Origin of the sequence: Streptomyces sp. CA-210063, assembly GCF_024612015.1 — a bacterium.
In the GTDB taxonomy this organism is placed as follows: domain Bacteria; phylum Actinomycetota; class Actinomycetes; order Streptomycetales; family Streptomycetaceae; genus Streptomyces.
In genome coordinates, this window is the sequence record NZ_CP102512.1 from 3,112,903 (window position 1) to 3,132,494 (window position 19,592).

The following is a 19,592-nucleotide window of genomic DNA, read 5'->3' on the forward strand; positions in this document are numbered from 1 at the left end:
CCAATCACTGGACGTTTCCCATTCAGGTTCAGGTCACTCGGCACGAAGTGAGGGCGGGCACATGACGGACGAGCGGGACCGGAAGCCGGAGACGCCGGCGGAGGCCGACGGGACGACGGGACTGTTCACCGCGATCGGCAAAATGCTCAAGCTCCTACGGGAGCGAGCAGGACTCACCCAGAAGGAACTCGGCGAGGCCGTCGGCTACGGCCCCGACGCCATCTCGGCCATGGAGCGCGGCGTACGAGTGGCCCGCCCCGAGGTCCTGGAGAAGGCGGATGAACTCCTCGATGCCGGAGGCTTGTTGAAAGCGATGATCCCCGAGATCAAGGAGGGCATGAAGAAGGCGCGGACGAGGCATCCGGAGTGGTATCGGGGCTACGCCACCCTGGAGGCGCAGGCCGTCTCGCTGTACGACTACAGCACGATGGGTGTGCTCGGACTCCTCCAGACCGAGGACTACGCGCGAGCCGTGTTCACCCAGCGCTTCCCACCGCTGAGCGAGGACACCATCGAGAAGCGGGTCGCGGACCGCCTCTCCCGCCAGCAGATCTTCGAGCAGTGGCCTCCGCCGGAGTGCAGCTTCGTCGTCGAGCAGTCGGTGCTGGAGCGGCCGATTGGTGGGCCAGAAGTGCACGCTGGGCAGCTGCGGCAGTTGTTGCGGATCGGGAGCATGCGCAATGTGCAACTTCAGGTGATGCCGACAGGGCGGCAGGAACATCCCAGCCTCGGTGGCTCCTTCACCTTGCTAACCCCCAAGGGGCAGGAGCAGGTTGCGTACATGGAGACCCAGGGGTACCCCCGCCTGATCACCGACCGAGAAGAGGTGCGTATCCTCGCCGCCCGCTATGGGATCATCCGGGCGCAGGCGCTCAACCCGTACGAGTCCCTGGACCTGATCGAGAAGATGCTGGAAGGGCGATGAACATGGAGCAGCTGAGCTGGTTCAAGTCGAGCTACAGCGACGGTGAGGGCGGCCAGTGTCTTGAAGCCGCATACACCTGGCGAAAGTCCACCTACAGCAGCGGCGAGGGTGGCCAATGCGTAGAGATAGCCGCCTGCCCCCACACCATCCACATCCGCGACTCCAAGGCTCCCACCGGCCCCCACCTCACCCTCTCCCCAATCACGTGGTCGGTGTTCCTTACACGCCAACTCCTGGGTTGATGACCCACGGCCGTACCTACTCCGTCACCTTCAGCAAGGAGAGATGGACACGAAGATCATACTGTCGGCCTCCTTTCAGGCCGGGACCACGATCACGAGGGCAAGGTCACCAACCAACCGCCCGCATGATCCACGGTTTCAAGCCGAGCGAAAGAAGCGCAGCAACAGCCTTTCGGCCATCACATGCTGATAGTCGTCCGCCAACTCCAGCGGAGATTTCCCCTGACTCCCCTCGATTTGAGGGTCCGCACCATAGGCAAGAAGTATCGCTACCAGAGTTACACCCATCTCGCGGCCAGCCTGAATTGCCGTGTCAGCCTCATAATCAACCGCATGAGCCAACAGGGTCATTCCACAGCAGATCTCGTCGGGGTCCACCCCCGAGTCCAGCAGTCGAGCCAACTCGTCCGACTCGCCATTCTCAACAGCTTGGTGAGCCGGAGTCCACAGGTTCTCCACCTCTTCAAACATGCCGCCGATTACACCATTTGATTAGCAATGCCGGATGGCAGCCTTCCGACTGGGCGCGCGTCACGCTGCATCAGCGTCGCAAGACCGTCATGGCCTGCGACACCCGCCATGACCGAAGCCATTCAAACGTCCCGCCAAACCACTCACGCAGTAGTCACTGGAGAGCCGGATGACCGGGAACCTGTCATGCTCGGTTCGGCAGGAGGCCACACGGAACAGGACCTGTGCACGGTGAGCACCTCACACCGCGCGGCCGACCCAGCGGCCTGGCTTGAGACGATGCCGCCGCCTGCCAAAAGAACGACCTGCGCGTCCGCTCGGAGAACGCCACCTACTGCGCCGTGGCCATGCTTCTGGCACGTCGCCTCGCAATACCATCCCGCCGACAGGCCCCCAAGACGCTCTCTAGCGAAATTTAGCGATCAAGCTTCAGTCTGAATTTTAGATCAGAGAAATTGACACCGCCTGGACCGCTGCTACAGGAAAATATGAATTCGTCACGATGAAGCACCTCGCAGACCATTCCGGAATTCACCAGCCATGCCGCTCGTTCGCCAAAACGGCCACGCCAGCAATTCCAAATCTGAAGATTTGCCCCATTTTCGGCGTCAACTGCCACTTGAACCACAGGAGGAGCCGAATCCGCCCACAAGACTAGCCCAGGATTCACGCTTCCTTCAACCACAAGATTACCTTTGTCGAGCTGAACGCATACGCCCTGAACAGGGGAACCCATCGACTCCAGAAATTCCACTTGGAAGCCAGATAGTGTCGTATCGACAGGAACTCTATACGCCATGTAAACCAGTACATCATTGTACCTAATAGGCTGCCCACGCGATTCCTTAAATTGCTCAGCCAGCGCAGGCGAGGTGTCGGGCTCACTCATGGGGTGTCCTTGGGCAAGTGTCTATACGGATCGATTAGAGCATGCTCATCTGGCCATCGCGGCGTCAAGAGCATACCGCCCTCCCGGTCAGGGACAGGCTCATGACTCAACTCCATAGACTCTCGGGTCCCATCAGGCCTCATTCTCTGGGGGGCCGACCCCCTCTTCATCCGCTCGATGTTGTCTTTCCCCCACTGGTCCTCGGCCGCCGGTTCGGCAGCTTCGTTCTTCCAGAATCGCTTACGCATTGTCGACATGGTGGGAGATTTGCCCTTCTTATTGGGCTTGGTGTAATCATCTCCCACCTTCCAGCGGGCATACGAGGACTTATTCGAGCTACCGGGCTTGCCAGGCCTATGTCCGAAGATGGCCGCAAGAGCACTGGGGACTTGGTAGGCGTCACTCGATGTGTCGTAGCCGTGGCCGGCTATCCAATTATCGAACTGAGCACCGTAGTCACATCCTGGCTCACCAGGACCACCACCGTTGCGACAGTCCCCGTCAAAGATCCATCCGCCGTACTCCGCCATGTGGGGAACGTTGCTGACAACCCCGTAGAACGTCTCTCCAACACCGGAGCAAACTCCCGACAGGAAACCCCACGAGCCGCACCCATCCTCGGAGTCCCCGGGTCCATTCGTGGTTCCGGTGCTGTCGGTGGTGGCCGTTCCGCAATTGCTGTTGCATGGATGCACGGAGGCCGGCTTGGTGTAGTCCACTGCCTCGTTGGGACGCCCGTTTCCTTCTGTCCCGTCAGGGCGCTTCGGACATGCCGGATCGTTCGGGCCGCCGCATTTCAGGCCGAGGCCCGACGGGTCGGAGAAGGTGACGGGGTTGTTGATGCTGTAGGTGTAGCCGTTGAGGGTCTGGTGCTTGTCGAGTTCCAGCAACGGGTCGACGCTGATGAACTGGCCCGTCTTCGGGTCGTACTCACGTGCCCCGATGTGCGTCAGCCCCGTGCCGACGTCGGCCGGCTTACCCAGGAACGCCTTGTCGTCCGGCCAGCCCGTGACCGCCTTCGGGTCTCGTGAGGCACCGAACGGCGACGTGTACCTCTTCGTGACCGCGTACGTCGTAGCGTCGAGCGCGATGCTGGACGTGCCGTGGTGGTCCGAGGCCAGGAAGCTGAGCTTCGAGCCCGACGTGCCCGAAACCGCCGTACGCACCGCGATGCTCTGACCGCCGGCCGTGTAGTAGCGAGTGCCGGACAGGGTCTTCGTCGCGCCCTTGACCGTCAGGCGGACCTCCGTGCCGCCCAGGTACAGGACCGTGTCGCCGTTGCCCTTGGCCCGACGGATCAACAGCTCCCCGTTGGCGTCGTACAGGTAGCCGGTCTCTGCACTGCCCTCGGTCGTCTTGGCCAGCTTGCCTTCGGCGTTCCAGGCCAAGGTCTGCTGCGCGGTCGGGCCAGGGCGGGACTCGGTGTTGCCGTTGGCGTCGTAGTCGTACGTCGCGGCCCTGGCGCCCGTGGTGTTGTCCAGGGTGTGGGGCTTGTTGTCGCCCTGGGCACTGGTGTCGTCGTACGTGTACGTCGTGGTGCTGTTGCCCGACGTCGCGTGTTGCGTCTCCGTCTTGCGCTGGCCCGCCGCGGTGTACGTGTACGACGTCCAGTACGGGGCCTGGCCGTCGATGTTCGCCGTGGTGCGGCCCGCGGTCGCGCAGTCGGCCGTCTTCGGGGTCCAGGACTCGGTCAGGCGGCGGTGGCCGTCATAGGAGAAGCACTGGTAGTCCGGCTTGGTCGTGCCGCCCTGGGTCGTGCCGTCGAAGATGGACGTGACATTGCCGGCGTCGTCCTGGGTGAAGTTCAGGTCCTGCGGCATGTAGGCGTGGACGTCGTCCGTGACGTAGGCGCGGGTCAGGCGGCGGAAGCCGGGCTCATAAGTGAAGTTGACGTACGCCTTCTTCGCCGAGCTGGTCGGGTCCCTGCCCAGGCGCAGCTGGGTCAGGTCGCCTTGCGGTGAGTAGCCCGCGTCCTGGAGGTAGTTGGTCGAGCCGGCCGCACTCAGCACCTGCCCTGTCACGGTGTAGGTGTAGCTGACCTTCTCGGCGGCCAGACCGCCGGCTGCCGGTTCGGTGACAGTGCCGAGGGAGCTGTCCAAGTTGTAGGAGCTGCTGAAGGGCAGCGTCTTGGCGAGCCCCGCCGCCACCAGTGGTTCGCTGGCAGGGAGTTGCAGCTCGCTGGCGGTGGCGTTGTAGAGGTTGTCGAAGGTGGTGACCTTCTGCGTGTACGCGTTGGTGATGCTGCCGTCGTAGCGGACGGCGGTGTCCTGCTGGCCCTTGGCGACCGCGTCATAGCCCCACGACGCCAGCTTGTTGGCGTCCGTCTTCTGAGACTGCCACAGCCCGGTCTTGCGGTTCAGCTCGTCGTAGCCGTAGAGGAGCTTCTTGCTCTCCTCCGCGACGTTGAAGGTGGAGTCGACCCGGTCGAGACCGTCGTACGTCGTCTTGCTCGTGCCCTTGTCCGGGTCGGTCGCGGTGATCTGACGGCCGAAGAGGTCGTAGGTGTACGACCACTTGGCCTCGTCCGGGCCGATGATGGTTTCCTGCTGGCCCGCCGGTGTGTAGGCGTACCTCGTCGTGGTGTAGTCGCTGCCCGTCGGCTGTGGGCCGCCGTACTCACGGCGCTCCGTCGTCCGGCCCAGCGCGTCCGTCACCACGGCTACGGCCTGGCCGCCGGCAGGGGCCGAAGTGGCCACCGTGTCACCGGTGTACGTCGTGTCGACCGTCAGCCGCCGGATGACCGGCTTCTCCTTGAGCGAGACGTCCCTGCCGCTGGTGACCGCCTTGATCGCGCGGCCCGCGCCGTCATACGTGGTGTTGGTTTCGATCGGGGCCTGGCCACCGTCCGGCTGTGCCGGCTCGGTGGACGGTTCGGTCGCCGCCTCCCAGATGTCGCTGCGGGTGCCGGCGACGAGCCCCCGGGAGTCGTAGAGCGACAGGGAGATCAGACGGCCGCCGCTCGGGGTCGGGGTCTGGACCTGGCGCGTGCGCAGCATCGAGTCGAAGAACTCGTAGGTGGTCTTGTAGCGGTCCGCGCTGTTGCCGACGAGCGTCGCCGTGGAGACCCACGACATTTCCGATGCCTTGCTCGTGACGTGGTAGCCGAAAACATAGTTCGGCTTGAAGTTGAGAACGCGCAGCCGGTTCGGCAGCCACACCTGGGTGGTGCGGCCGAGGCTGTCGTACGTCGTCTCGGTGATCTTGTTGTTCGGGTCGGTGATCTTCGTCGGAGAGCCCGTTGCGAAGTCCACGACGCTCGTCGTCTTGTGTCCCTTGACGTTGCTGACGCTGGTGGAGGTCAGCGGCCCGGTCGCGGTCGGAACATAGGCGGTGTCGGTGACGAGCTGGTCGTTGGTGTCCTTGACCACCCGAGGGCGGCCCAGACTGTCGTACGTGCTCGTCGACGCTTTCTGCCAGGTGGGAGCGTCGTCGCTGCCGTAGCCCTTGGCCCTGCCCACCCAGACCGCTTCACCCTTGGTCGGCTTCTGTACGGCGGACCACGCCGTGGCCGTCGCGTCGTCGTACACGGTGGCCGTGTCGGCGATCACGTCACCAGGGCGGTTGGAGTCGCTCGGGAGGTCGAGCGTGGAGTCGGCGATGGCGCAGCTCTTGGCGACCTTGCGTACCCGTGAGGTGAGGGAGTTGATGCCGTTGTCGGCGTTGCGGGCGTACCACGTGCGGGTGCAGGTCTCGTCGCCCTCGACGGCGTTGTCGCCCCGATCCTCGACGGTCTCCGGCATGCCGTAGTCGTCGAAGGTGGTCTTCACCGTGCGCACCCGGTCGTACGGGGTGAGCTTGCTGGTGATGTTGGTGCGGGTGTGGGTGGCTTCCGTACGGACGTAGTACGCCTCGGTGTCCGCGTACGACTTGTGCTGGGTGGCCGTCTTCTTCGACCACGGGTCGTTGACCGTGCCGGAGACCTCGTCGGCGCCGTTGTAGGTGACGGTCTCACGGACGAGGCCCGCGTACTGGTCGGAGTCCGTCAGTGCCGGGGCCTTCACCCCGGTGACCTTCACACTCTTGCGGTCGTCCTTGTGCGGGGTCTTGCCGTCGGCGCCCAGGACGCGGTCGCCGTTCATGCCGCGCAGATAGACCGTGACCGTCTTCGACTGGGTTCCGTTGGGCGCGCCGGTGATATGGGTGACCTTGCCGAATCCGCGCCAGACGGACCAGGTCCGCTCCTTCTCCTTCGTGAAGGGGTCCTCGTTGTAGTGCCAGGCTCCGCCGCCCGAGTACTGGTAGGCGTGCTGCACCGACTCCGAGCCGCCCTGCGGGTCCGACGTGTACACGGACGTGACCGGGTACTTCTGGAACCAGTCGAGGATCGGTTCCTTCTCGCCGTTCGGCGACCAGTAGACCGGGTAGCAGTTCCTGGTGTTCTCGTCCACCTTGGGCTTGGCCTGGCCCGCGACGCAGTCGGCGTCGGCGTAGGTGACGACGGTCTTTGCTCCGGTCTCGGAGGTGACCGTCGCCAGGCGCGGCCGGTAGAGCGGCAGGATGTTGTCGCCGGCCCCGTCGACACGGTTCTTCCGGAAGTCGTGGCCGAACTTCACCGGGTCCAGGGAGAGTTCGGTTCCGCGCTTGCCGGTGTGCCGGATCTCGTCGAGCCACAGTGACTGGTCGCTCGAATCGCCGGTGTCGCCCGGGTCGAGGTAGATCTGCTTGAGGGACCAGGCGTCCACGGCGTCGTACGCGGGGGTGGATGCGGCGGCGTTCCAGGCGTAGGTGGTGATGCCCGTCATCCGCTTGCGGGTGAAGAAGGACGGGCCGACGTTTCCGGTGCACTTGTCGTCGTCCTTGCACACGGCGTCGAACGGGACGTCCGGCCAGTTGTCGCGTGCGTCCTCGGTGAGTTCGTCGCAGCCGGTTCCCGAGGCGACGCAGCGTTCGGCGTACGAGAAGACGACCTTGTTCGACGCGGCCGGCGTCGCGGAGAACAGGGCGTCCGCCCGCTGCCCGTAGCGGATCTCCTTGAGGTGTCCGCCACGGGTGTACCTGGTTCCCGTGGTGTCGTCGCCGAGCATGTCGTAGTTGTTGGTCTCGGCCGTGTACCAGTAGGTCATGGCGTTGCCATGGGTGTCCTCGACGTAGTCGAGGTTCCAGCGCCAGGCCTGCTTCTTGTCCCGGCCGGAGAAGTTGGTGCCGTCGCTGTAGCCGGGCTCCCCGGAGTCATCGCCGAAGACCGGTACGGTCCATACGGAGTTGGTCCGTTCGTCGGCACCGGCGCCTTCGAGTTTGTTCCGACCAAAGACGTACTTGGTGCCGTCCCCGGTCGTGACAGTCCAGTGCTCCCCGTTGTCGTCGCCGTTGTCCGCCGCCGTGGAGTGCGTGACCGTGGAGGCGTCGTCGTTCTTCAGCCGCCACTTGCCGCTCGTGTCGTCCTTGACGAGTTCCGTGGCCTTGCCGTTCAGGACGAGAGAGGCGTTGTCGAACTTCCAGCACAAGTCGAACTTGTCCGTCTGACCGTCGTCGTCGCACGAGCCGTACTTGCGCTCGATGTACGAGGAGGTCAGGTCGAAGCCTGTGCCTATGGCCGTGCCCTGGTTGTTGGTCGTGGACGTCTGCCCGTCAACACTGCCGGAGTCGTAGGAGATCGACATGTCGGGCTTGGGGCCTGCCGCCGAAGGCGGTACCCGCAGCGGGTACGACCAGGTGAATGTGCCTGCGGACCCGCCGGCCTCCCATGTGGAGGAGGCCGACAGCGGGGTCGCCTTGTAGTCACCGCCGCCCGAACTGGTGCCGGCGGCCACTGCCAGCATGGTGGGGGCTCCGTCGGCGGACAGGGTGACGGGCGCCGAAAGCCGTTGCGTGGAGCGGTCGTTGGTGAAGTCGAGGGTTTCGCGGGTTCGGCACTTCGCCGCAGAGCGGTCTGTGAGGGCGCAGGCCGGGAGGGACTGCAGCCGCAGGCGTCCCGCCCAGTCACCACCGTAGGCAGAAGCGAATGCGTCGTAGTTCAAGGCGAGTTGGGCGGCCCCACCGTCACCCTTCGCCGCCTTGACCTCCAGTACGACCCCGCGCACCCCCAGCCCGGCCGCGGTCTTCTGGTCCAGGACCTTGACCGTGACGCTGTTCGGGGCCTTGCCCTTGCGTGGCTTGGAGAGCGTGACGGGCAGCGATCCGGGCGTCGCCCTGGTCGAGCCCTTCGCGGGCAGCGTCACCGTCGCCTGGCCGGCCTTCGGCCAAGTGACGGTCCGTTGCCGCTCCTCGCGCGCACGGGCGGCTGCCGATCGGTCCGCTGCTTCCGCTTGTTCCACCGCGGCGGCGGCCTTCTTGTCCACCTTGGGCTTGAAGGGGCTCACCTTCTGCCCCCGTGGCGCAGGGACGTCCGGAGCGCCCAGTGGGTCGGCCTCGGCCGCGAACGCCACCGGGGTGAGCAGCCCGGACAGCACGGCGAGACTCGTGACGGCTGCTGCCCGGTGGACCCATCGACCTGAGTGGATCCACCGACCTGAGCGGCTCATGACATCGCGACGCGCGGATCTCGCGGTCTCGAACAAATTCATCGCGTTCTCTCCCTGCGCACAGCGGATGCCAGTTGCGCTACGGCACGAGCCGAAGAGCCCGTACAGGTTGGTGAGTTCGAAGATCGGAGTGTGGGGTGGCGGGTCAGCTGGTCAGGTGGCGTCCGGGTCAGCCATCACCTGTGAGCGAATCTGTTCGGAGTTCATCGCTCCGGTCCAGATCCTTAGGTCACCGAGGTTCGCGAGCAGGTAGTGGCCAGTGGATCCGCCTGTCGTGCCACGCCCCATGGCAAGTTCACCGCTGCCCTGCTGCGGCTCGGTGAAGACGTCCGTTTCCGTCTCGAGCTGGCTGTCCTGCCCCACGTAGAGGTGGAGCCGCCCCGGACCTGTCTCCGCCTGTGCGTCGAAGACGCCGGTGACCTGCACCCAGGTGTCGGTCTCGGCGATGTCGCCGCCCGGAACCTCGGCGCTCTGCGTGACCTTGCCGTCGGATCCGACGGCGGTCCGGGTGAACTTCCACTGGTAGACGCCGTCCGCGGGCTTGACCACCCAGAGAGCCCACGACGACTCACCTCCGGCCCGCTGCCCTGCCACCTGCGCCTGGTAGCCGACCGGTTTGTCCGCGAGCTTGCCGGACTCCAGTTGCACACTCGCCGAGACCGTGAACGATCCGCTCTCGTCGACCATGGGGCCCGTCGCAGACGCGTAGCCGGACGTGCCGTCAAGGGTGAGGCCGTTGTCCTCCTCGTTGATGACGGCACCCGTACCCGACAACTTCATCGCGGGTCGGGGGTACGAGGTCCGCTCGACGATCTCGGTACCGGTCGCGGACGTGGCGTCCCACTGGGCCACCAGTTCGTTGGTCGGCATCCCGTCCACGTTGAGGGAGCGTGCCTCCTGGACGATGTCCTCCTGCGTCAGGGCATACTGCCAAACGGCGACCTCGTCGACACGGCCGTGGAAGTACTGGCCTCCCGGCGAACGCCCGAAGGTGAGGCCGCCGCTGGCCGTCCACGGCTGGTAGGTGGACGACTTCGCGTACAGGTTGATCGGTTCGCCCTGGGGGCGCCCGTTCACGAACAGCTGCACAGTGTCGTTCTTCGGGTCCGTGTCCGGGAGCCCGTCGTCTCCCTCGGTCTTGAACACGCCGACCAGATGGGTCCATACGTTCAACGTGGCGGGCTGGTCGGAAGGCGAGCGGATCCACGCCGGGCTGTTGCTGTCGGTGCCGGACCGGCTGAATCCCCACCTTCGGTCACCGGGCGAGTAGGACAGCGAGAGGGCCTGCCCCAGCGTGCCCGACGACTGCGACAGCACGACGCGGGTGTCGTCGGCATCCGTGAGATACGCCCAGGCCGACACGGTGTAGGAGTCCTTCGTGATGATCGCGGGGGACGAGGTCACTGCGTGCCCGGTCTGCTGCTCCGCGTTCGTGGTGTCGTTGAGCCACAGGGACTGATCGGCATCGCCCTGGCGGGCCATGGTCGACCATCCGACACCCGCGTTGGTGAGCGCGGCGGGGTGACGGGATCCGACTGTGGCCGTGTCCTGGGCCGAGCGGGCGCCGGCGTCGCGAGTGGCGTCGTCGAAGTGCCAGCGGCCCGACTCACCCGGTGGCGGGGCCACCTTGAAGATGAACTCCGCCGGGGGACCCGTACGGTTGCGTACGTCGATCGCCGTCACCGACAGCACCTGGGTGCCACCCAGTTGCGGTGTCACCGACACGGTGGGGCTGGTGCCGGAGACGCGGGTCGCCTTGCCCGTCGAGCCGGCGATGAGCTGCCACTCGTAGCTGGTGATGTCCTTGTCCGCCGCATTGGGTTTGAAGGTGAAGGATCCCCGTGTGCCGGGGCCGCCCAGCCCCGGGCAGTCGTTGGTCAGGCACGGCTCGTACGGGCCGTTGCTGATGATCTGCGGGACCTTGGGTGCGGTGGAGTCCACATTGAAGTAACACCAGGAGGAGTACGGGGAGTACAGGTCGCCGCTCTTGCCGTCGTAGGACCAGTGGGACTGAGTGCGCGCCCGGTAGCGGTAAACGCCCCCGTCCGCCCGGTCGTTGGTGCGCATTCGCTGCAACTCACCATCCGGAGCCCAGCCCGAGTCACGCGGGCGGAAGTCGGTCCATGCCGTGGCCCATGTGCCGTCCGCGTGCTTGTTCTGCACAACGAACTCGGCCTGCAGGGCCGGCTTGTTCTCTCCGCTGACCGGTTGGACCTTGGTCTGCACTCTTGCCTGCACCATGGGGTCCAGGCGGGTGACGGTCAACGGCTTCGTGGACGACTTCTCGCAGTACGCGACATTGCCGTCACCCGGTATCAGGCCCACGTTCGTCGGCACTCCCGGCTTGTGGGCGTACGTGACCTGCAACTCGGCATTGTCGTCGAACCGCTTCCAGGCCCGTGGGTCGTCCTCGTCCTTCGCCCACAGCATGAGGGTCAGACGCTGGAACTTGCCGTCCGCGAAGGCGCGCACCGTCGACGTCAGGTTCTCCTCCGGCTGCGCCGGATCGTCGTTGAACTCGACCCATCGGTCCGGCTGATCGGGGCTGCACAGGTCGCCCCGGCCGGCCGAGACGAGCCTGTCGCCCATGTGGTCGATCGTCTTCGGGCCCGGCCAGCGCGTGCCTTCGGAGATGTTGTTGGTCCGCACCAGGTTGAGCCACTTGGCGTCGCAGTTGAACGACCATGTCTCGTACGCGCGGAACGTCGCGTCCAGGACGTGCTTACCGCTCAGCTTGCCGGGACCGAATTCGAAGAGCATCCGGTCGATGTAGTTGTCGCCGCAGTAGTAGCCGTCCGCGCTGCCGCAACGGCCGACGCCCAGGTCTCCGTTGAACTGCCAGAATCTGTCACCGTCCGAGGAGATCTTCGTACGCTCGGATCGGCCCAGTCCGACGGGCGGGTCGATGTAGACGGGATAGACCGTGTCCGTGCCCCGCAGCAGGCCGAGGTCCGGCTTCACTGTGACGGACCCGTTCTCGACCTGGACGGGCAGTACGGCACTGGCATCCCCCGCGCCGGGTTGCGCCGAATCCTCCTGACCCGCGGCCGTCGGACCTTCCTCCGCACTGGCAGAGCGCATCAACTGCGGCTCCACACCGCTGCTCGTATCACCGGCGGAGTCCCACATCTGACCGGCCGGGCCGTTGAACACCGCGTTGCCGTCCTCGTCGACGGCGCGCAGACCACCGCCGGAGCCGGGGGACGACCTCAAGTCCCTGACCAGCGGCGCTGAAACGCAACTGCTCCAGCGCATCGCTGTCGGCGGCCTCGGCCGACTTCACCACAAGGACCTGCCTGTACCCCTCGGCCGTGGCCGTCAGTTGCAGGTCCACGCCGGGAAGGACCTCCGCATACGTGGCGGTCGCGCCGTCCAGTGTCGGAGCGGGCAGGTGGCCCGGCCAGCCAAGCGTGAACGACCGTCCGTCACGGCCGAGACGAAGCATGTCTCCGCCGTCTCCGCCCCCGGAGAACTCCAGGTCCACAGCAGCGGCCTTGGGGACCACGCTGCCGTCGGCTTTCTTCGTCAGGGCCGCATCGATGTCCTGCCAGCCGCCGTCTGTGGTTCGGGCCCGCTGTGGCGTCGTCGACTGCGTCAGCGTGAAGGTTCCGTCCGGATTCGCGAACGTCTGTGAGTACTCGGTGCGTTGCCCGATGTCCTCCACCGGCTCGCCCGAATCAGCCGCCTCCTCGGACGCCGTCAATGCCGCCTTGGGCACCGCCGCAGCTGGCGAAGCCCCGGCCAGGGCCACGGGCAGTGAGCCCAGAACACACCACGCTGCTACCGCCGACACACCACGACGCATGCCTCTGCGCCGAGTCCATGCACGCCGGGCCCCCGACTCCGTGCCCACAATCCCCACCCCGTTGTCACAAGAATCACAAAGATCCGGGAGGGAACATAAGTTCACAGCAACTCACACCGTCAAGAGTGATCCATGCCACTTCGAGGGACCGTTGCGCTACTAAGCGTAGAAATAGCCGGACACTCTGTGGGCTTTAAGCCAAAGATGGCCGGAAGGACCTCGCGCAACAGGTAAACGCCAAGGGGATTCCACTCAAACATCAAAGGTCTCCGTGGGAATCGCGACCCCCTCCGTGACGACCACTGAGCCGCCGCGCCCCTCTCCGGCAATCGCGTCCAGGACGAGGCGACGACATACGGCCACGACAGCCGGAACGGCCCCGCGTGTCCTTGGGCCGCACAGCTGACTCCGCTACCTTGACGGTCAGAATCAGGCTCGTCGACGCGTTGGTGGCTGGGAGGCGCGTCTCCTCGACGTGCCCGACGGAGACATCAGTGTCGTACCGATCCCTGCTGTGCGTTGCCGGCGTGGGCTTCTTCCCCTTGGGATTCCTCGCCCGCCTGCCCTACGCGACCTCAGCCCTCTCCACCCTCATCCTGCTCCAGGCATCGACCCGCAGCTACGCCTTCGCCGGTCTCGCCTGCGCGGCCCAGAGCATCGCCATCGCCGTGGGCGGCCCCCTGGTCGGGGCCCTGGCGGATCGCCACGGTCACCGGCCCGTCGGGGTCGCCGCCGCGCTCGCCAACTTCGGTGCCTGGGCCGCCCTGCTGGCCGCGAGCCACGGCACTCGGGAGGGCATGCTCGCCGCGGCCGCCCTCGTGGGCATCACCCAGCCCCAGGTCGGCCCACTCGTACGGGTGCACTGGTCCCGTCTGGTGCGCTCCCACGACAAGCCTCACCTGCTGGCCACGGCCCTGGCCTATGGGGCATCCGCCGACGAGATGAGCTTCGTCGCCGGACCCGCGCTCGTCGGGCTGCTCGCGTCGGTCGGTCCTCTCGCCCCCGCTGCGGTGACCATGTCCCTGATCGTGGCGAGCACCCTCCCCTTCGCCCTGCGCCACGCCCACCGCACCACGCGGCGGCACTCCTCGGGGAAGCAGGAGAAGCCGCGTCTGCCGCGTCGCCCCCTGGCTGTGATGTTCCTGGCGATGGTCGCGATGGGGGCGGTCTTCGGCGCGGTCCAGACGGCCGTCACCGTGTACGCCGACACGATCGGCGAGCCCGAAGCCTCGGGGCTCCTGTACGAACTCGGCATCGGCAGTGCCCTGGCCGGCCTCGCCTGTGCCTGGCTCCCGCGGCGGTTCTCCCCGCGCGCCCGCTATGTCTCATTCGCCACGGCGCTCTTCGCCGGCATGCTGGTCCTCTTCGTCGGAGCCCGACTGGCCTCCCTCCCCGTGGCCGTCGCGTCGGCGAGCTTCACCATCGCGCCCTACATGATCAGCCTGTACGCGTTGACCGAACGGCTCGCCCCCGCTGAACGGGCCACGATCGCCATGACCATCCTGTGCGCCGGAGGCCCCCTCGGAACAGCCGCCGGACAGGCCGCCTCCGGCAGCCTCGCGGAGAGCCACGGCGTCGACGGCGCCCTCCTGGTGGCGCTCGCCGCGGCGACCGGCGCGCTCCTGCTCGCGCTCTCGGCATTCCTGGCCGACCGGCGTCGTAAAGTCTGGATCGCGTGAGACTCCCGTAGGGGCGGTGGCTCCCAAGCCCCGCGCCCTTCGCCCATCGCCCATCGCCCATCGCCCATCGCCCAAGCCTCTCGCCCATCGCCCCTCGCACGGTGGCTCGCCGTCGCGATCGGACGGGACTCTTCCGGCGACGGACCGGGAAGCATGGCGAGGTGTCCGACTCCACGGTTCCGCCGCTCGCAGTCGACGATCGCGGCAACTCCTTGGTCACGTTCACCCGGGAGCCGGAGGAAGCACCACCGCGTGACGCGCCGCTGCCGGCGGCATTGGTCGCCCTCTGGCACACGGACCGTGTCCTCATGGTCTTCGACCGCTACCGCCGGCAATGGGAACTGCCCGGTGGACGTGTGGAGGAAGGTGAATCTCCTCGCCGGGCGGCCGCACGCGAGTTGCTGGAGGAGAGCGGCCAGCAGCCCGACGGGCCGCTGCGGTTCATCGGCTACGCGGGCTTCGTACTCGCGCCCGACCGGCGAGCCGAGTACGCCGCACTGTTCGTCGGCCACACCACCGATGTCCGGGACTTCCGGGCCAACGAGGAGATCGCGGCCATCCGGTGGTGGGACCTCTCAGAAGCCCTCCCGGGACGCACAGCACCTCTGGATGCCTACCTCGCCCGCAACCAATGCCGGCTCGCCCCGCCCCCCGGCTCAGCCCTCTCGCATGGACGGCCCTGACCGCCGATCCTGGACGGCCCTGACCGCCGATCCTGGTCAGGCCGCGCACGCCATACCAGGATCGGCGGGAACTCCTCCTCGAAGCAGCGGAAACAGGCGGTGCCGGTACGGGGGGCGCGGCGGCCTGCCGGCGCGGGTTACCGCATCAACACCCCCGCCCCCTCCCCCATCCCCTCCGACGGCACCACCACCAGCCCCAGCTCCGCCCCCGAGGCCAGCAGTCGGTGGGCCGGCAGGATCCGTACCGTGTAGCCGAAGGAGCCCGTGCGGTCCAGGGACAGGGGGCCCTCGTAGGACCAGCGGCCCTCCTCGTCGGGCCCGCTGGTCGGTTTCAGCGGGACGTACGTCGCATCAGTGATGCGGTCGTCGGCGTCCACACGCCCCGATACCGCCTGGACCTCGACGTCGTCCGGGACGAGGTCGCCGAGCGCGACGCGTACCCGGAGGACGAGCGTCGCGCCCAGCTCAGCGGCTGTACTGAGAGGAGCCGCCGAGGTCTCCACATGGTCCACCGTCACCCGGTGCCACGTGCCCCGCACCCGTCCCTTCCACTCGGACAGTTCCCGGGCCACGTCCGGCGTCAGCGACCGGTGGGCCCGTGCGGCCGGGGCGTACAGGCGCTCCACGTATTCGCGGACCATCCGCCCCGCCAGCACTTTCGGGCCCAAATGCGTCAACGTCTGGCGGACCATCTCGATCCAGCGGTCGGGCAGGCCGTCCTGGCCGCGTTCGTAGAAACGGGGGGCGACCCGCTGTTCCAGGAGGTCGTACAGGGCCGCCGCCTCCACGTCGTCCCGGCGGTCCTGGTCCTCGTCCATCGCCGTGCCGTCGGCCGTGGGGATCGCCCAGCCGAAGTCCGGCCGGAACCACTCGTCCCACCAGCCGTCCAGGACGGACAGATTCAGACAGCCGTTCAGGGCCGCCTTCATCCCCGACGTCCCGCACGCCTCCAGCGGACGCAGCGGATTGTTCAGCCAGACATCGCACCCCGGATACAGCTTCTGAGCCATCGCCATGCCGTAGTCCGGAAGGAACACGATCCGGTGGCGTACACGCGGATCGTCCGCGAACCGCACCAGCTCCTGGATCAGGCGCTTCCCGCCGTCGTCCGCCGGGTGCGCCTTGCCCGCGATCACGATCTGGATCGGGCGCTCCGGGTGGAGCAGCAGCTCCATCAGGCGGTCGGGGTCGCGCAGCATCAGGGTCAGGCGCTTGTAGGACGGGACTCGGCGCGCGAACCCGATGGTCAGCACATCCGGATCCAGCACTCCTTCGATCCAGCCCAGTTCGGCCGTGCCGGCACCGCGCTGCCGCCAGGAGGCGGACAGGCGTTCCCGTACTTCCGTCACCAACTGCTCGCGGAGGACCCTGCGCAGGTCCCAGATGTCCTGGTCGGGGATGTCCCCGACCGCGTCCCACCGCTCCGAACCGCCCACCGACATCGCGTCCTCGGTCCGTTCGGCGCCGATCTGGCGGGCGCCGAGGCGGAAGACCTCCGGGGCCACCCACGTCGGGGCGTGCACCCCGTTCGTCACCGAGGTGATCGGGACCTCGTCCGCGTCGAAGCCCGGCCACAGGCCGGAGAACATGTCCCGGCTGACCTGGCCGTGCAGCAACGACACACCGTTCGCCCGCTGCGCCAGCCGTAGCCCCATCACCGCCATGTTGAAGACGTTCGGGTCGCCGCCCGCGTAGGTCTCCATGCCGAGGCCCAGGATGCGTCCCACGTCGATGCGCGGGAGTTCGGCGTCGGGGCCGAAGTGGCGGGCGACCAGCTCGCGGTCGAAGCGGTCGATGCCGGCGGGGACGGGGGTGTGGGTGGTGAAGACCGTGCCGGAGCGGACCGCCTCCAGGCCGGCGTCGAAGTCGAGGCCCTCGTCGCAGAGTTCGGCGATGCGTTCCAGGCCGAGGAAGCCGGCGTGGCCCTCGTTGGTGTGGAAGACCTCGGGCCCGGCATGGCCGGTGAGCCGGCAGTACAGGCGGACGGCCCGCACTCCTCCTATGCCGAGCAGCATCTCCTGGAGGAGGCGGTGCTCGCTGCCGCCGCCGTACAGCCGGTCGGTCACGCCGCGTTCGCCGAGGTCGTTCTCCTCGACGTCCGAGTCCAGGAGCAGCAACGGCACCCGGCCGACCTGGGCCTGCCAGACGCGGGCGTGCAGCCGGCGGCCGCCGGGGAGCGCCAGGTCGACCTGCGCCTGGGAGCCGTCGGCCTCGTGGAGCGGCACCAACGGCAGCTCGTTCGGGTCGAGCACCGGATAGCGCTCCTGCTGCCAGCCGTCGCGGGACAGGGACTGCCGGAAGTAACCGTGCCGGTAGAGCAGGCCGACACCGATCAGCGGTACGCCTAGGTCGCTGGCCGCCTTCAGATGGTCGCCGGCGAGGATACCGAGGCCGCCGGAGTACTGCGGCAGCGCGGCCGTGATGCCGAACTCGGGCGAGAAGTAGGCGACGGCGGCCGGGAGTTCGGAATTCTGTGCCTGTGCCTGGTACCAGCGGTCCCCGGTGACGTAGTCCCGCAGATCGTCGGCGACGACGGTCAGCCGGCGCAGAAAGCGCCGGTCCTCGGCGAGTTCGGCCAGACGGCGGGTGGAGACGGAGCCGAGGAGGCGTACGGGATCGCCGCCGGAGGCGGCCCAGCGCTCGGGGTCGACCGACTGGAAGAGGTCACGGGTCTCCGCGTGCCAGGACCAGCGCAGATTGCGCGCCAGCTCGCTGAGCGGGTGCAGGGCTTCGGGGAGGACGGGTCGGACGGTGAATCTGCGGATGGCCTTCACAGAGGATTCCACCTTCACGCCAGGACGTACGGGCCGGGGGACGCACTCCGCTGTGCGCCGTTCGTCACCCCCGACCGTAGCGGCGCGAGGCGCCCGGCAACTACGGCGCGTCCCTCGGTATGCAATTACGGCGCATCCGTACCCCGGCCGCCCGGCCGGACAGTCCACCCCCGCACGTTCAGTCCTGAATTCGCCGCAACCCAGCCGCAACCTTCACATGTACCCCACGGGCGATATGGCCGATTCCGCCCCTCTGTGCGACCTTGTGGCACTTCACACCGCACGAGAGGCTGCCGAGTGGCGTACCCACCGGCCGACCTCGGCCGAACCCGGCGAACTCCGGCAGCCCCCGCGCGACCCGTACCACCTGCACGACCGGCTCCCGGCGAACTCCGGTGTCGGTGCGCCGAGTCGAGGAGGGGGTTCTCACACATGCGTCACCTGGCAGAGGCGAGAAACAGGCGTACGCGCTGGGCTGGAGGTCTCACGGCGGTCATGACGGCCGCGGTGCTTTCGGCCATCACCCTGCCCGCGCAGGCCGCTCCGGAGGGGCGTGTTCTCGGAGCCGGCGATCCCGGTTCCGTCAGCGGCAGTTACATAGTCACCCTCAAGACGGGCACGAAGGCCCCGTCGAAGGCCGGAAAGGACGTGGCGACGAAGTACGGGGCGAAAATACGCCACACGTACAGCACCGCTCTGAACGGATATTCCGTGAAGGCCGGTGAGAAACAGGCCAGACGTCTCGCGGCGGACTCCCGCGTGGCCTCGGTCGTCCAGGACACGGAGGTCACCCACGACCACCGGCAGCCCAATCCCCCCTCATGGGGCCTCGACCGCGTCGACCAGTCGGACCTGCCGCTCGACAAGGGCTACACCTGGCCCGAGTCGGCGGGCAAGGGCGCCACCGTGTACGTGATCGACACCGGCATACGGATCACGCACAAGGACTTCGGCGGCCGGGCGAGCCACGGCTGGGACTTCGTCCAGAACGACAGGACGGCGCAGGACGGCAACGGGCACGGCACCCATGTCGCGGGCACCGTCGCCGGCACCACGTACGGCGTCGCCAAGAAGGCCGAGGTCGTCGCCGTACGTGTCCTCGACGACGAGGGCGCGGGGACGACCGCCCAGGTCATAGCGGGCATCGACTGGGTCACCAAGCATGCGAGGAAGCCCGCCGTGGCCAACATGAGTCTGGGCGGCTTCGGCAACGCCCAGCTCGACGCGGCCGTACGCAACTCCATAGCGTCCGGGGTCACCTACACGGTCGCCGCGGGCAATGACGGACTCGCCGCCGGCCTCTACTCGCCCGCCCGCGTCAAGCAGGCGATCACTGTCGGCGCCACCGACAAGAAGGACGTTCGCGCCAACTTCTCGAACTGGGGCCCGAGTCTGGACCTGTTCGCACCCGGCATGTCCATCACCTCCGCGTCCCACCGGAGCAACACCGCGAAGGCGACCCACTCCGGTACGTCCATGGCCTCCCCGCACGCCGCGGGCGCGGCCGCCCTGTATCTGGCCGACCATCCGTCGGCCACACCCGCCCAGGTGAGCAAGGCCCTGGTGGAGCATGCGGTTTCGGGCAAGGTCAAGGACAAATTTCCGGGCTCTCCGAACAAGCTTCTACAAGTCCACAACCCGTAGGACTCTGTAACACCACAGG

The 19,592-nt window shown here is 67.1% G+C and carries 11 protein-coding genes; 5 read left to right on the top strand and 6 right to left on the bottom strand.

Annotated features, from left to right (window positions below; translation table 11 throughout):
- Positions 1-61 precede the first annotated feature (61 nt).
- Together JIX56_RS13275 and JIX56_RS13280 are read left to right on the top strand one after the other, a co-directional pair.
- Positions 62-925, top strand: a complete 864-nt coding sequence (locus JIX56_RS13275) for a helix-turn-helix domain-containing protein (RefSeq protein WP_257540441.1) — start codon at positions 62-64, stop codon at positions 923-925.
- Positions 922-1,167: a DUF397 domain-containing protein gene (locus tag JIX56_RS13280; RefSeq protein WP_257540443.1), complete on the top strand. Its 246-nt coding sequence runs from the start codon at positions 922-924 to the stop codon at positions 1,165-1,167. Before JIX56_RS13275 ends, JIX56_RS13280 begins: the two co-directional genes overlap by 4 nt.
- A 138-nt stretch (positions 1,168-1,305) precedes the next feature.
- Here JIX56_RS13280 and JIX56_RS13285 read toward each other — a convergent pair whose 3' ends face one another.
- The 5 genes from JIX56_RS13285 to JIX56_RS13305 form a co-directional block, all read right to left on the bottom strand.
- Positions 1,306-1,638: an ankyrin repeat domain-containing protein gene (locus JIX56_RS13285; protein WP_257540445.1), complete on the bottom strand. Its 333-nt coding sequence runs from the start codon at positions 1,636-1,638 to the stop codon at positions 1,306-1,308.
- Positions 1,639-2,053: 415 nt separating this feature from the next.
- The gene (locus JIX56_RS13290) at positions 2,054-2,527 is read right to left on the bottom strand and encodes a hypothetical protein (RefSeq protein ID WP_257540446.1); all 474 of its coding nucleotides are present in this window, start codon (positions 2,525-2,527) and stop codon (positions 2,054-2,056) included.
- Positions 2,524-8,988 (bottom strand): RHS repeat-associated core domain-containing protein, encoded by a 6,465-nt coding sequence (locus JIX56_RS13295; protein ID WP_306819940.1) that lies wholly within the window; start codon positions 8,986-8,988, stop codon positions 2,524-2,526. The genes JIX56_RS13290 and JIX56_RS13295 overlap by 4 nt, the downstream gene beginning before the upstream one ends.
- A 153-nt stretch (positions 8,989-9,141) precedes the next feature.
- Positions 9,142-12,201, bottom strand: coding sequence for a LamG domain-containing protein (locus tag JIX56_RS13300; protein ID WP_257540450.1), 3,060 nt, complete (start codon positions 12,199-12,201; stop codon positions 9,142-9,144).
- Positions 12,098-12,739 (bottom strand): hypothetical protein, encoded by a 642-nt coding sequence (locus JIX56_RS13305; protein WP_257540452.1) that lies wholly within the window; start codon positions 12,737-12,739, stop codon positions 12,098-12,100. Before JIX56_RS13305 ends, JIX56_RS13300 begins: the two co-directional genes overlap by 104 nt.
- A gap of 548 nt (positions 12,740-13,287) precedes the next feature.
- Between JIX56_RS13305 and JIX56_RS13310 the strand changes: the two genes are divergently transcribed.
- Both JIX56_RS13310 and JIX56_RS13315 read left to right on the top strand, forming a co-directional pair.
- Entirely contained in the window at positions 13,288-14,472 is a 1,185-nt protein-coding gene (locus tag JIX56_RS13310) for an MFS transporter (RefSeq protein ID WP_257540454.1), read from the top strand.
- Between the two features lie 161 nt (positions 14,473-14,633).
- Positions 14,634-15,155, top strand: a complete 522-nt coding sequence (locus JIX56_RS13315) for an NUDIX hydrolase (protein WP_257540456.1) — start codon at positions 14,634-14,636, stop codon at positions 15,153-15,155.
- Positions 15,156-15,292: 137 nt separating this feature from the next.
- Here the strand turns inward: JIX56_RS13315 and JIX56_RS13320 are convergent, their stop codons facing one another.
- Positions 15,293-17,929, bottom strand: a complete 2,637-nt coding sequence (locus JIX56_RS13320; RefSeq protein WP_257540458.1) for a glycosyltransferase family 1 protein — start codon at positions 17,927-17,929, stop codon at positions 15,293-15,295.
- Between the two features lie 432 nt (positions 17,930-18,361).
- Between JIX56_RS13320 and JIX56_RS13325 the strand changes: the two genes are divergently transcribed.
- Positions 18,362-19,573 (top strand): S8 family peptidase, encoded by a 1,212-nt coding sequence (locus JIX56_RS13325; protein WP_257540460.1) that lies wholly within the window; start codon positions 18,362-18,364, stop codon positions 19,571-19,573.
- The last annotated feature ends 19 nt before the right edge of the window (positions 19,574-19,592 follow it).

Coding starts and splice junctions, on each gene's coding strand:
- JIX56_RS13325 (WP_257540460.1), top strand. CDS start 18,362: ATGCGTCACCTGGCAGAGGCGAGAAACAGGCGTACGCGCTGGGCTGGA.
- JIX56_RS13280 (WP_257540443.1), top strand. CDS start 922: ATGAACATGGAGCAGCTGAGCTGGTTCAAGTCGAGCTACAGCGACGGT.
- JIX56_RS13285 (WP_257540445.1), bottom strand. CDS start 1,638: ATGTTTGAAGAGGTGGAGAACCTGTGGACTCCGGCTCACCAAGCTGTT.
- JIX56_RS13275 (WP_257540441.1), top strand. CDS start 62: ATGACGGACGAGCGGGACCGGAAGCCGGAGACGCCGGCGGAGGCCGAC.
- JIX56_RS13295 (WP_306819940.1), bottom strand. CDS start 8,988: ATGAGCCGCTCAGGTCGGTGGATCCACTCAGGTCGATGGGTCCACCGG.
- JIX56_RS13290 (WP_257540446.1), bottom strand. CDS start 2,527: ATGAGTGAGCCCGACACCTCGCCTGCGCTGGCTGAGCAATTTAAGGAA.